10 protein-coding genes are annotated in these 13084 nt (G+C 40.3%); all 10 read right to left on the minus strand.

The genetic code is table 11. From position 1 onward, the window contains the following. A partial coding sequence (locus JQ841_RS00545; RefSeq protein WP_203179803.1) for a YSIRK-type signal peptide-containing protein occupies positions 1-4688 on the minus strand: 4688 nt, incomplete at its 3' end. 650 nt (positions 4689-5338) lie between these two features. After that, positions 5339-6028, minus strand: coding sequence for a 50S ribosomal protein L1 (gene rplA, locus JQ841_RS00550; RefSeq protein WP_001085675.1), 690 nt, complete (start codon positions 6026-6028; stop codon positions 5339-5341). A 97-nt stretch (positions 6029-6125) separates the two neighbouring features. After that, positions 6126-6551: a 50S ribosomal protein L11 gene (rplK, locus tag JQ841_RS00555; RefSeq protein ID WP_001085807.1), complete on the minus strand. Its 426-nt coding sequence runs from the start codon at positions 6549-6551 to the stop codon at positions 6126-6128. A 228-nt stretch (positions 6552-6779) separates the two neighbouring features. Beyond that, on the minus strand, positions 6780-7496 hold the full coding sequence (gene ldcB, locus JQ841_RS00560) for an LD-carboxypeptidase LdcB/DacB (protein ID WP_203179804.1): 717 nt from the start codon (positions 7494-7496) through the stop codon (positions 6780-6782). Between the two features lie 2 nt (positions 7497-7498). Continuing rightward, positions 7499-7969: an HIT family protein gene (locus JQ841_RS00565; RefSeq protein WP_203179805.1), complete on the minus strand. Its 471-nt coding sequence runs from the start codon at positions 7967-7969 to the stop codon at positions 7499-7501. A 1-nt stretch (position 7970) separates the two neighbouring features. After that, positions 7971-9008, minus strand: a complete 1038-nt coding sequence (locus JQ841_RS00570) for a M42 family metallopeptidase (RefSeq protein WP_203179806.1) — start codon at positions 9006-9008, stop codon at positions 7971-7973. Between the two features lie 97 nt (positions 9009-9105). Then, positions 9106-10431 (minus strand): branched-chain amino acid transport system II carrier protein, encoded by a 1326-nt coding sequence (gene brnQ, locus JQ841_RS00575; protein WP_001074581.1) that lies wholly within the window; start codon positions 10429-10431, stop codon positions 9106-9108. A gap of 170 nt (positions 10432-10601) precedes the next feature. After that, positions 10602-10889 (minus strand): rhodanese-like domain-containing protein, encoded by a 288-nt coding sequence (locus JQ841_RS00580; protein ID WP_203179807.1) that lies wholly within the window; start codon positions 10887-10889, stop codon positions 10602-10604. A gap of 159 nt (positions 10890-11048) precedes the next feature. Next, positions 11049-11627 carry a uracil-DNA glycosylase family protein gene (locus JQ841_RS00585; RefSeq protein WP_203179808.1) on the minus strand — a complete coding sequence of 193 codons (579 nt, stop codon included), beginning with the start codon at positions 11625-11627 and terminating at the stop codon, positions 11049-11051. A 53-nt stretch (positions 11628-11680) separates the two neighbouring features. After that, entirely contained in the window at positions 11681-13081 is a 1401-nt protein-coding gene (gene pepV / locus JQ841_RS00590) for a dipeptidase PepV (protein ID WP_203179809.1), read from the minus strand. Between the last annotated feature and the right edge of the window lie 3 nt (positions 13082-13084).

Consider the following 13084-nt stretch of genomic DNA (forward strand, 5'->3'; position numbering starts at 1 on the left):
GCTGGCATACTTGTGACTTCGTTGCCACTTGGATCTACCAGTTTAACTGAAGTCTTGTCAATCGGTGCCACTTCATCACCTTCTTTGAACATTGACTTAGTATCTTGCGTTTGGGTTTTACCTTGGATATCTGTCGTTTCTTTTGGTTCAGCTGTTGGCGTTACTGGCGTTACCGTTGGGGTGTAACTTGTTTCCACCTTAGTACCATTTGTATCTTTCGCTGTTACTTTCGCTGCATCTGGTGTTCCTACGAAGTCTTTTTTCGGTGTGAATGTGATCACTCCTGTTGTTGGTTCGATTGTGTATGTTCCAACTTCCTTACCATCTTTCAATGCTGGCATACTTGTGACTTCGTTGCCACTTGGATCTACAAGTTTAACTGAAGTCTTATCAATTGGAGCTACTTCATCACCTTCTTTGAACATTGACCCTGTATCTTTTGTTTGCGTTTGTCCTTGTTTCCCAGTTGATGTTTCTGGTGTAGCTGTTGGCGTTACAGCTGTTACTTTCGGTGTGTATTTACCTTTTGATGTAACTGGAACTTTATTCCCTTCTGAGTCAGTCGCTGTTACTGATACCTGTACATTAACACCTTTACCTTCTCCTTTAAATGTTGGAAGTGGTTTAAATGTTACTACACCTGTTGTTGGATCGATTGAATACGTTCCTTCTCCTTCGACTTCAACTTCACCTTTCTCATTAGCACCTTCTAGTGAGTAAGCCGCTGTTGTCCAGTCTACATTCGTTCCGTCTAATGTATTATCTGTATTATTTAATTCAGAGAAACGATCTTTACCAGATTTAGATGTTTGATTTTGACCTTGTTTTCCTGTTGTCTCATCTGCAGATGGTGCAATTCCATATACAGTTGGCGTATATGAATTTTCTGCTGATACTGTTACTGAATTTCCTGATTCATCATTGAATGTAACATCTGCTGATACTGTTACCGGGTTTGCTGTTCCTACGAATCCTGCTACTGGAGTGAATGTCACTTCACCTGTTGTTGAATCAACAGTGTAAGTTCCTTCGTCAGTTGTCACAGATTCAACTTTTGCTCCTGTTTTCGGATCCACTAATTTATAATTCGATACTGTAGTTCCTTCTGGCTGTCCGTCTTTGAAGTTGTCCGCCATCGTATCAGTTTGTTTTTGGCCTTGAGCACCTGATGATTTTTCAGGATCAGTTACTACGATATAGTAAGTCGTTTCAGCTACTGCGTCCTCTGTAACTTCACCAGCATCTGTTGCGTCAACTGTTGGAGTCGTTACAACACCATTTGAATCGACAGCTCTCACAGTAACTTTGTAACGTCCAGGTTGAGTTAAATCATATGCTGTTGCTTTTTCTAAGTTCTTCTCAGCTGCTGTTACTAATGCTGCACGTGCTGTTTCTACTGCTTTTTCAGCTTCTAAAGCTGCTTGACGAGCAGTATTAACATTTGCATTCACTGTAACTATATTAGCTGCTACTTCATCTAGTTGTTTTTGCACAGAAGTTAAAAATTCTTTGACATTTGCTAACTTACGTTCTGCAAGGTCCTGAGCAGTTGGTGAAATTGTACGTAATTTCAAGTCATCCAATGCCTTTTGAGCATCCGCTGCAACTTGCGTTTGACGATCAACCAATTCTTGCAAACGAGCTAATTCATTTTGTGTATCTTGTTGTTCTTTAATAGCTGTAGCTGCTGCTTGCGTTTTTTCTGCAGCTGTACGTTGAGCTTGAATATAAGCTGTTTCTTCTGTTTGAGCTTCATCAAATACAACTTTAGTTCCATCTGGAGCGATTACTGTCGCTTTTGTTTTGATTGTATCAGAGTTTTCAGCTGTTGATTTATCATCAATTGTGTCAGCAAATGCTACATTCGATTTTTTAGAATTGATTAAATCTACTGATGTACCTTTCACTTCTGCGTAACTTGTAGAAGTAGCTGTTGGTTTAGCATTTTGGATAGATGCTACATCTGTAGAAGTTGCTTCACGGAAAGCAACAAAACCTTTAAATCCTGATACTGTTTCGATTTCCCATCCTGCATTCGTTTGCTTTGCAGTAACTTCCGTACCATCAGAAGAAGTCCATTTATTCGTTACAGAATCATAACTTACTGTAACTACCATCCCTTGTTCTGAAGACGTATTATCCTTTTTAACTAAGGTTTCTGTACGTGTAACAGTTCCTACTGCTGTTACTTCTCCATTTTTACGAATTTCTGCAACCTTATCTACTAATGTTGACGCTGAAGATGTCGCACTCCATGTACGTTCAAACTCGTAAACAACGAACTTAACATCACCATTTGCTTGCGCATCTGTATAAACACGACGTTCAATAAGTGTTGACGTACCATTACCATTGTCTTTTAATTCATAGGCTTTTTCATTAGGTAACGAATATTTACCTGTAGCACGGTTAAATACCGCTTTATGCGTAGTACCTGCTGCGTCAGTTACCATAGCAAATTCACGTTGAATATTCGCTTTTACCTTGTCAGTTGTTGCTTTAGCCACAATACTATCAACACCAACGTATTTTGTAGATTCTGGTGTTACAGCTAAGTTAAGAGTTGAATCTCCTGTTGTAGATGCTGCTGCTAATACCGTACCTTCTTGTAAAGCTGTATTTGTAGTGCCCGCAGCTACTGTCCAGTTTCCATCTTTTACTACAAGTTTTGTAACTGTTCCATCTGGCATTGTAATTTCTGCTTTGTTAGCTCCATTTGAAATTGTTACAGGTACACTTGTTGCATAAGCTTCAACATTCTTAACAGTAACTTTAGGTGCTACTGCGATTGTAATATTTTCATGAGCTTCTTGACCATACATTGTCCAATCTGCAGCCTTAGAGTTAGTAGAATTATTATAATCTTTAGCGTAAGCAGCTACTGTAAAAATCCCTGCTTCGCTTGCAGTACCTGTAATTAATCCAGTTTGTGGATCATAATTCAAGCCAGGTATTACGTCAGTAATCGGTGTTTCCGACCCTGTATATACTCCATTTAAGGCAGTATGGGCAGTTACAGTCTGCGGATTATTTCTTGTAGCAGTTGTATATTCTGTTGTTAGCTTAGTACCGTCAATCGCTGTGAAACTAACTTGTGGACTTTGCCCTTTGGCTGTTTTCGAACCCGCTTTTACTCGTTCACCAGTTTTCACATAAGTGAAATTCGCACGATTATCACGATTCATTCCATCGTTATCAACATATTTAATATCATGGCTTACCTCGTCACCAATAGTAACTAATTTAGATGATCCTTGGATAAGTGGCGCAGACGAATCTTGCCAACCGATCCAGCCTGCAGTTAAATCTTGAAAAGTTGCACCTTGCAGTGTAACACCACCATTACCTACAGTTGTAGCAGTTGTACCATCCGCTTTAGATATTCCAATAGTATAACGCATATCGTAAACACCATTTTGTATAGAGGTTGCTACATATCCTTCAATGGTATCCGAATTTTCATTATAGGCTAAACCAGGAGGCATGTTATTCACAGATACACTTGTTATTGTATATCCTGCAGCCTTTGCAGCGTCATTTAATTCGAATCGTTTTTTTACATCCGTAATATAAACATAATGATTCCCTTGTTCATAAGTGTAGCCGTAAATTTCTGTCGCTAGATATTCATAAGCTCCTTTTGAACCATATGTTGAATTACCACCGGCATTAGCATTTCCTGTTACCCTAATTTTCCCGTCCCACAATTTTGCTTCACGACCAAGTTTTTGGGCCTCAGTTTTCGATAGAGGGATATCAGTACGTCCACTTACTCCAGCTTGTCCATTATTTGATGCTAACACATCTGTATTCTCAGATTGGTAACCACTGATATAAATACGATAGGCATCATTATTATCAAGGACTTTATAAGACTTACCAGTTGCTGTGGCAAACTCACCATTTTCTTTTCTTAATTCCGTAGAAGAAGCTGTGTATCCTTCGTTTGCTGAACGTAGGTTAGAACCTTTTTCGATTTCTTTACCATTACGCTCATCTTTTGAACCTGTATTTTCAATCGCGTTTGACTCAAATTTCTTCTCTGTATTTTCTGCTTTCTTCCCTACAGTTTCTTTACCGTTAGTCGTATCTACTGCTGGAGTTTCTTTTTTCTCAACTGCTTTGTTTTTTAGTTTTGAGTTAACAGTTGTGACAAGTTTGTTGTAAGCAGCTTTCAATTCCTCTTGACTTGTAGCACTTGAAAGAGTTGCTTTAGCTGACTCCAAGTCCGCATTCAAAAGAGCCAAACTGTCGTCAGTCTTGTTTGCGAATTTGCCAGCTGCAAGTTTACCAGCTACTTCATTGACATACGACTCAAGTTGAGACTTGTCTAGTTTAGGAGCAGCTTCTTCTTTTTTAACTTCTTCAGTTTTCGGTGCTTCTTCCTTTTTAGACTCTTCTACTTTAGGAGTTGCTACCTCAGATTTAGCTTCCTCTTTAACTTCCTTATCAGCTACTACTGGAGTTGTGGCTTTATCCTTAGCCCCGTTCTCTTCAGTATTAGGTGATACTACTGCCACATCAGAAACGTTCCCTTTAACTGCTGTTTCTGAGGCAGATACTGCACCATTTCCAAGGAACATCAAACCAGCCGCAATTGCTACTGACGCTGCTCCAAAGCTATACTTACGAATTCCATAGCGGATATATTTTTCTACTCTAAAATCTGTTTGTTGCTTGCCTTTCATCGAGACCAACAACCTCCTTTTATTTTATATCATGTTAATTCGTAAACTAAAAAAATAAAAATTCCTCTTTCAAAAACTCAAAAGAGGAAAATTTATTATCCACAATTAACATGCATAGTTATAATATCACATTTTAAAACTTTTTGCAATTTTTTTATTTTGAAATTTCAAATTTCTTTCAATCTTTCGTTTTCATTTTATGTTTTTTAATTTTTACAGTTAGATTTTTGAGAGTTTCATGCTGTTTCATGAATAGTTTCGTTCGTATTTTAAAGTTGTAAAATTTTTAATTATTATTTGCAAATTTAACTCATTTAAAATCTTATTATAAAAACCGTATTTTTATAATTTATGCAAGCGAATGAAATGCTCTCAGAGAGGTTTGCGCCACATTTATATTTGCATTTTTAAAATCTTTCTGTTTCTATATACTAAAGGTGCTAATTTATCTAAACAGTTTATTGTTCGGTTTTTGATTTTTTCAAAAAAATTTCAATTAAACAATGCCTTGTCACTCTCTAAAATTTTTCGCCTATTTTCCTAATTAGCAAAAAAGACTCCATAATATCTTTAGGGGATTTACCTACTACAAATATTATAAAACCAAAAAACGAGCACTTTCGTACTCGCCTTTGTTTATAAACTACTGATTAAAGTGAGTTTACGTCAACTTTGATACCAACACCTTGAGTAGTTGTGATAGTCAAGTTTGTTACGTAAGTTCCTTTAGCTGTAGCTGGTTTTGCTTTTTGGATTGTTTCGTTGAAAGCTTTGAAGTTTTCAACCAATTTTTCAGCTTCAAATGATACTTTACCGATAATTGCTTGAACGTTACCTGCACGGTCAGCACGGTAAGTGATTTTACCACCTTTAGACTCTTCAACTGCTTTAGCAACATCCATTGTTACAGTACCAGTTTTAGGGTTTGGCATCAAGTTACGTGGTCCAAGGACACGTCCAAGACGTCCAACAAGAGCCATCATGTCAGGTGTAGCGATAACTACGTCGAAGTCCAACCAACCGTCGTTGATTTTAGCAACAAGGTCATCTTCACCTACAAAGTCTGCACCAGCAGCTTTTGCTTCTTCTGCTTTTGCACCACGTGCGAAAACAAGAACGCGTGAAGTTTTACCAGTACCGTTTGGCAATACCATTGCTCCACGGATTTGTTGGTCAGCTTTTTTAACGTCGATGTTCAAGTTGTAAGCAACTTCTACAGTTGCGTCAAATTTTGCAAAGTTAGTTTCTTTTGCAAGTGCTACAGCTTCTTCTACGCTGTATGCTTTTGTGCTGTCGATTTTCTCAAGAGCAGCACGAAGTTGTTTGCTTTTTTTAGCCATTTTCTATTCTCCTTGTAAGTGGTTCAATCGATTTTCATCTCCCACGTCACTCCTCGAAATGATGAAGTCTTGCGGGTTATATTGGGGGTGTTATTGATTAGTCAACAACAGTGAATCCCATAGAACGAGCAGTACCTTCGATCATACGCATTGCAGACTCTACGTTTGCTGCGTTCAAATCTGGCATCTTAGTTTCTGCAATTTCTTGTACTTGCGCACGAGTAACTGTAGCAACTTTAGTTTTGTTAGGTGTACCTGATCCTTTTTCAACACCTGCAGCTTTTTTCAAAAGAACAGCAGCTGGTGGTGTTTTAGTGATGAAAGTAAATGATTTATCTTCGTAAACTGAGATAACAACTGGAATGATCATACCAGCTTGGTCAGCTGTACGAGCGTTGAACTCTTTTGTGAATCCCATGATGTTGATACCAGCTTGACCAAGAGCAGGTCCAACCGGTGGAGCTGGTGTAGCTTTACCAGCAGGGATTTGCAATTTTACAAGTTTTTCGACTTTTTTAGCCATTTTTAAATCCTCCTTTGTGGTTTTGGCGGTAATTAGAGATTTTTACCTCCCACAAGTATGCTTAACACATACTCATCTATTATACACTATTTATCTGAAATTGCAAGAGAAAAGTTTATTTTTTATACTCAATGAAAATCAAAGAGCAAACTAGGAAGCTAGCCGCAGGTTGTACTTGAGTACGGCAAGGAGACGTTGACGTAGTTTGAATTTGATTTTCGAAGAGTATTAATCGACGTAATCTCCGCCTTCAAATCCGTAGTATTCTTCCAAACTAAGACCACTCTCAGCAATTTCTTTTGCTTCTTTTCCGACATAACGAAGGTGCCATTCTTCAGCCATATAGCCTGTTTCCTTTTCCTTGCCTTTGAGATAACGGACAACAAAACCATAATCAGCCGCATGGTCCAAGAGCCATTGGGCCGCTTTTTCTTCTGTCACCAAATCACCATTTGTCCCAATCACATCAAAGGCCAAGCCTGTCTGATGTTCACTATAGCCAGGTCGAGCAGAATAACGGTCAGCTGCTGCCTTCCCATCTTGGTTGACATAATCTTGATAGAGCTTGGTCTGAGTTTCATAACTTCTAAAACCACTGTAATGATCACTAATCGGGAATCCTGCCTCTTGCATAGCTTTGATGAGTTTGACCAACTCAGCCTTGGCTGTTGGATTTTCCCCTGGATTGTAGTCTTTTGACAATGGATAGTGTTTATTGGCTACGATGATTTCATCGTATTTCCCTTGGATGCTGTAGTAGTCTCCTTTGTTAACCACTTCTGCTTTTTTCTGAGCAGCTCCTTGAGCCTTACTTCCGACTGTTCCATCAGCTTTAGCAGTTTGCTCTGTCTTAGCTGCGCCATCTTCATTTTTTGCTTTTTCTTGTGAACAAGCTGCTAGACTCAAGGCTAGCAAAGCTGTCAAGATAAGGTATCTTTTTTTCATTTCTACTCCTTTATTTCTAATAATTTATCTACTTCTAACGATAAACGTTTAACTAATTGTTTAATCTCATCCGGATTTGCTTGACAGGTTTCTGCTGTCATTTCTTCAAAAGGAACCCACCAAACTGGACCACGTCCTTTGAGACCGTGACCATTCATATCACCTGTTTGTCTAGGGAAAAGGTGCCAATGAAGGTGGGCATCACCATTGCCTAGAAGTTCGATATTCATTTTCTCAGCAGCAAAGGCCTTGGCAACTGCCTCTTGGACTAGACTCATTTCCTCTAGAAAACGGAGTCTTGTCTCCTTTTTTAAATGGTGCAATTCCGTGACGTGCTCCTTAGCTAGAAAGAGACTATAGCCTGTGAAATACTGGTGATCTCCAATGACAAGATAGCCTGTTTCCAACTCTTTGACAAAGTAGGGATTTTCCCCAACTTTAATTAGCTCAATTCTCTGGCAAATCAAACACATATTAGTCTACCAATGCGCTCTTAAGGTAAGCATCAACCATACGCTCTGTCGCGATAACTGAATCAATATGTGTACGCTCATAAGAATGGCTAGACTCTATACCAGCACCAAGAAGGGCGTGTTTGACTTCTGCCCCTGCAGACATAGCCGCTGAAGCGTCCGAACCATAAAATGGATAGATGTCCAGCTTAAATGGAATATCTTGCTCTTTTGCCAAGGCCACCAAATGTTGACGGAAGTCATAGTGATAAGGGCCAGAAGCATCCTTGACACAGATAGACACTGTGTACTCATCTGTTTGCTGGTCATCTCCCATAGCTCCCATATCCACAGCCAGATATTCTACTACCTGAGCAGGGATATTAGAGTTAGCTCCATGCCCCACTTCTTCAAAAACTGAAAAAGCAAAATGGGTTGTTACGGGCAATTCAATCTTCTCTTCCTTATAAATACGAAGCAGGTTAAGCAAAATTGCTGCACTGACCTTGTCATCCAAATGACGAGACTTGATAAAGCCTGTCTCAGTTACAACAGTTCGTGGGTCAAAGCTGATAAAATCACCGACCTCAATCCCCAAGGCACGAGTTTCTTTTTCATTGGTCACTTTTGCATCCAAACGCACTTCCATATTGTCCTGGGTGCGTTCTGCAGTTCCTGCATCCTTGTAGACATGGCAAGAAGTTTGGTGGATAAGGATGGTTCCTGATACTTTTTCACCTGTGCTAGCCACATGAACAGTACAGTTTTCTCCTTCAATCATATTCCAAGGAAAACCACCGATACGGTCCATTTTGAGACGACCATCTGGTTTAACAGCACGGACAATAGCACCCAGCGTATCTACATGGGCAGTCACATAGCGGTGTTGCTCATCATTTTGACCTTTGATAGTTACATTGACACCGCCCTTGGCTGTGCGAACTGGCTGATAACCAAAACCTTCTAGAGTCTTGACTAAATAGTCCGAAACCTCACGAGTGAAACCCGTTGGAGACGCAATGGCTGTCAGTTCTTTGATATATTCTACTGTTTGATTCATTTCTTCACCTCTTTTGCTACTTATTATAACACATTTATCATCGGATAAAAAAAGAAAATCACTCCTGTAGACTTGACTACAAAAGTGATTTTAATGATTATTCCATTTCAAAAACATCGCTTTCTTGCTTGTTTGGTAGAACCAATGAGAGCAAGATTCCGACAATGGCTGGAACCAACCATGGGAGTGATGCCTTAGCAAAAGGAAGAGCGTTGACAAGATTTGCAAGAAACTCAACCTTAAATGAGCTTCCTAATACGCTTGCAATGGCAATAGCTGTAACAACAGCAATTGTCAACTGCATACCTGGTTTTGAAAGAGCCACAAATTTGTTGACAATGACAATCATAACGATAGCAATCGTGATTGGGTACAAGATAACCAGTACTGGAATGGAGTACTTGATAATCGCATCAAGACCCAAATTAGCAATGGCAAATCCAATCAAAGTAAAGGCTGTCGCATAAACCTTGTAGCTGATTTGTGGGAAGCGTTCATTAAAGAACTCAGCTGTAGACACAATCAAACCAACTGTTGTTGTGAAGCAGGTTACAGTAACCATAGCTGCAAGGAAGAGTTGAGCTGTTGAGCCAAAGATTTCTTGAGTAGCTTGTGACAAGATGTAAACACCTGGTGTTCCACCCTTCATCGCTTCAGCTGGTACCGGGAAATGATTTCCAAGGAAACCTAAACCGATATAAAGAGCGCTGAAGGCAAGGGCAACAACGATACCAACCACCCAAATAGTTGAAATGTATTCTTTCTTACTTGAAAATCCAAGTTGTTTCAAGGTTTGAACTGCGATTACACTAAAGGCAACTGAGGCAAGAGCATCCAAGGTATTGTAACCTTCTAGGAAACCTGTACCAAAGGCAGAAGCTTGATAAGCAGCTGAAGCAGCTTGAGGACTTGTTCCACCGTATTTGAAAGCTCCCAGAACAACCAAGATAACAATCAAAATCGCAAAGACTGGCGTTAAAATACGGCCGATACGGTCCAAGATTTTTGATGGATTAAGCGAAATCAAATAGGCTGCCGCAAAATACAGAACTGTAAAGACAATCAAACCAAGACCTTTATTTGCATCCGACAAAAGAGGACTAATCCCTACTTCGTAAGCTGTTGTAGCTGTACGTGGGATAGCAAAGAATGGACCGATTGACAAGTAAAGAACTGAGAGGTAAAGAGTCGCAAACCAAGGCGCTATCTTTGTTGAAATCTCGTAAATATATCCTTTAGGATTTAGCGTTCCAATAATAAGGGTCAAGACGGCGATACCGACGCCTGAAAAGACAAAACCTGCGATGGCAGGAAGAAAATGTTCTCCAGATAGAGCACCCAGAGAAGGCGGAAAAATCAAATTCCCCGCACCAAAAAATATTCCAAACAGGAGTAAACCTGTTAGGGCACCTTTTTTAGCCATGTAAATCTCCTTCATATTTATAAAATACTGACCTAGTATATCATGAATAAGAGTATGAAAAAAGCTTCACGAAGTAAATATTGAATGTTTTCAAGATTCTTAAAAATGAGAATTGTCTAAAAATAAAATCCCCTACCCAGTCCACGCCAAGTAGGAGAAAATTCTAATGTCTAAAGTTCTTCAAAGGCTAACATGCCACCCTGTACATTGATAACCTCATAACCTTGTTCTGATAGGAATTGGCAAGCACGCGCCGATCTCATCCCAGATTTACAAATGACATAATGCAACTGGTCCTTGTCCAACTGATCATAGGTATCAGGCAATTGACTAAGTGGCAGGTTATGGGCGCCTTCTAAATGAAGAGCTTCAAACTCTTCCACTTCTCTCACATCGACTAAAGAAAGTTGGTCGTTTTGGTAAAGCTGGTAAAATGCGTCAAAGGAAATTTCTTTCATTCTTTTTCTCCTAATACTCTTCGAAAATCTCTTCAAACCACGTCAGCGTCGCCTTGCCGTATATATGTTACTGACTTCGTCAGTTCTATCTACAACCTCAAAGCACTGCTTTGAGCAACCTACGGCTAGCTTCCTAGTTTGCTCTTTGATTTTCATTGACTATAAAATAGTTTTAATTCTTTTTTTCAAATCTGGCACCACTTCTGACTCAAACCAAGGATTTTTGGCCATCCAGATTTGATTGCGTGGTGATGGGTGTACAAGTGGAAAATAGGTTGGTAAGTACTTCTGGTAGTGTTTTAACCGTTCTGTCACCTTGCCACTAATTTTTTCCTGTAAATAGTAGGCTTGAGCATATTGCCCAATCAAGAGGGTCAATTGAATATCTGGCAATTCTTGCAAGAGCTGAGGATGCCATTTTTCGGCAAATCCTGTTCGAGGTGGCAAATCACCTGACTTACCATGCCCTGGAAAGTAGAAATCCATGGGTAAAACCGCAAAATAACCTGAATTGTAAAAGGTATCTTCATCCACACCTAACCAGTCCCGCAAGCGGTCACCACTTTTGTCCTTCCAGTAAAGGCCTGCTTCTTGGGTTTTAAGTCCCGGTGCCTGACCGACGATATTGATGCGAGCAGTCTTTGGCGCTGCAAAGAGAGGCTCAATGCCACGCTTTGTATAGCTGGCATTCTGCGGATCCGCCATGATAGCCTGCTTGATTCTTTCAATTTGAGACATCTACTTTACCTCCAAAAAGAAGTCTAAGCATAAGATCTCAGACTTCTATCGTTTTATTTGATCAATTCGTAAATAGCTTCGGCATAGATTGCTGCTGCTCGGAAAAGATCGTCCAAGGCGATAAATTCATTAGCTTGGTGCATGGTGTCAATTGAGTCTGGGAACATGGCTCCGTAGGCAACTCCACGTTCAAGCAAGCGACCAAAAGTACCACCACCGATAACTTGCTCATGACCTTTAAGTCCAGTTTGTTTTTCATAAACATTCAACAAGGTTTGGACAAGTGGATCTTCCATTGGCACATAGTGAGGCGTGTGACCGTGTTCAGAAAGGCTAACAGAAGCAACTGGCAAGTTTTCAAGGATTGACTTGATTTGCTCAGGACTTGTTCCTTTTGGATAGCGGATGTTGAGGGCAATGGTATTGTCAGCGCTTGTTTCGTCAAAGCGGAAGACACCGGCATTCATAGAAAGGGCACCCATCTTTTCGTCCACATGGGCAATCTTGAGACTTTCACCCTCATGGTCGTTCAAAAGAATCTTACCAGCAATATCAAGGTAGTCTTTTGCTGGTCCAGCAAAGTCGAACTGGCTGAGGAAGAGAGCTAGGTAAGTCGCACCATTGACACCTGAAGCAGGCATAGCACCGTGGGCTGATTTCCCAATGATAGTCACCTTGTATTGGCCAGCTTCTTCTTGGAGTTCTCCTCTAAGTTTGTGTTCTGCAACAAAAGTATCTAATTTCCCTTGCAAGTCAGCCAAATCACCTGAAACGACTGCTGTTGCTGATTCTGGTACCATGTTTTCACGCAAACCACCTGTAAAGCTGTGAAGACGGGCTGCACCTGTATTTTCTCCTGCAAAATGTAGGTATTCTGTAATATTTCCTTTTTCACCGTTGATGATAGGGAATTCAGCATCAGGAGAGAAACCGAAGTCTGGTTTGGCAAGTCCTACGTGCTCAAAGTAGTAGTCCATGTCTGCCCAACCTGATTCTTCATCTGTTCCGACGATGAAGCGGACTTTCTTAGAAGTTGGAAGACCCAATTCTTTGATGATTTTCAAACCATAGTAACAAGCTGTTGTAGGTCCCTTGTCATCCGAAGCCCCACGCGCATAAAGGCGACCGTCTTTGATAGTTGGTGTGTAAGGGTCTGTGTCCCAACCGCTACCAGCTGGCACCACGTCCATGTGGGCAAAGATTCCGAGAACTTCTTCTCCATCACCAAACTCGAAGTGTCCTGCATAGTTGTCAACATTTTTAGTTGGGTAGCCATCGCGGTCTGCGATTTCAAGGAATTTTTCCAAGGCTTTTACCGGCCCAGGTCCAAATGGATGCTCAGCATCAACCTTGCTATCATCACGTTCTGAGTTGATTTCCAAAAGGCTAAACAAGTCAGCCAAGAGTTCTTCTTTGCGTTTTTCTACTTCTGCTGTAAAATCAATTGCTGTCATTTT

This window comes from Streptococcus mitis (assembly GCF_905187535.1).
Taxonomy (GTDB): domain Bacteria; phylum Bacillota; class Bacilli; order Lactobacillales; family Streptococcaceae; genus Streptococcus; species Streptococcus mitis_BS.

Bases quoted from the DNA above. Each gene is read 5' to 3' on its own strand.
- rplA (WP_001085675.1), bottom strand. From the start codon at position 6,028: ATGGCTAAAAAAAGCAAACAACTTCGTGCTGCTCTTGAGAAAATCGAC.
- rplK (WP_001085807.1), bottom strand. From the start codon at position 6,551: ATGGCTAAAAAAGTCGAAAAACTTGTAAAATTGCAAATCCCTGCTGGT.
- ldcB (WP_203179804.1), bottom strand. From the start codon at position 7,496: ATGAAAAAAAGATACCTTATCTTGACAGCTTTGCTAGCCTTGAGTCTA.
- JQ841_RS00565 (WP_203179805.1), bottom strand. From the start codon at position 7,969: ATGTGTTTGATTTGCCAGAGAATTGAGCTAATTAAAGTTGGGGAAAAT.
- JQ841_RS00570 (WP_203179806.1), bottom strand. From the start codon at position 9,008: ATGAATCAAACAGTAGAATATATCAAAGAACTGACAGCCATTGCGTCT.
- brnQ (WP_001074581.1), bottom strand. From the start codon at position 10,431: ATGGCTAAAAAAGGTGCCCTAACAGGTTTACTCCTGTTTGGAATATTT.
- JQ841_RS00580 (WP_203179807.1), bottom strand. From the start codon at position 10,889: ATGAAAGAAATTTCCTTTGACGCATTTTACCAGCTTTACCAAAACGAC.
- JQ841_RS00585 (WP_203179808.1), bottom strand. From the start codon at position 11,627: ATGTCTCAAATTGAAAGAATCAAGCAGGCTATCATGGCGGATCCGCAG.
- pepV (WP_203179809.1), bottom strand. From the start codon at position 13,081: ATGACAGCAATTGATTTTACAGCAGAAGTAGAAAAACGCAAAGAAGAA.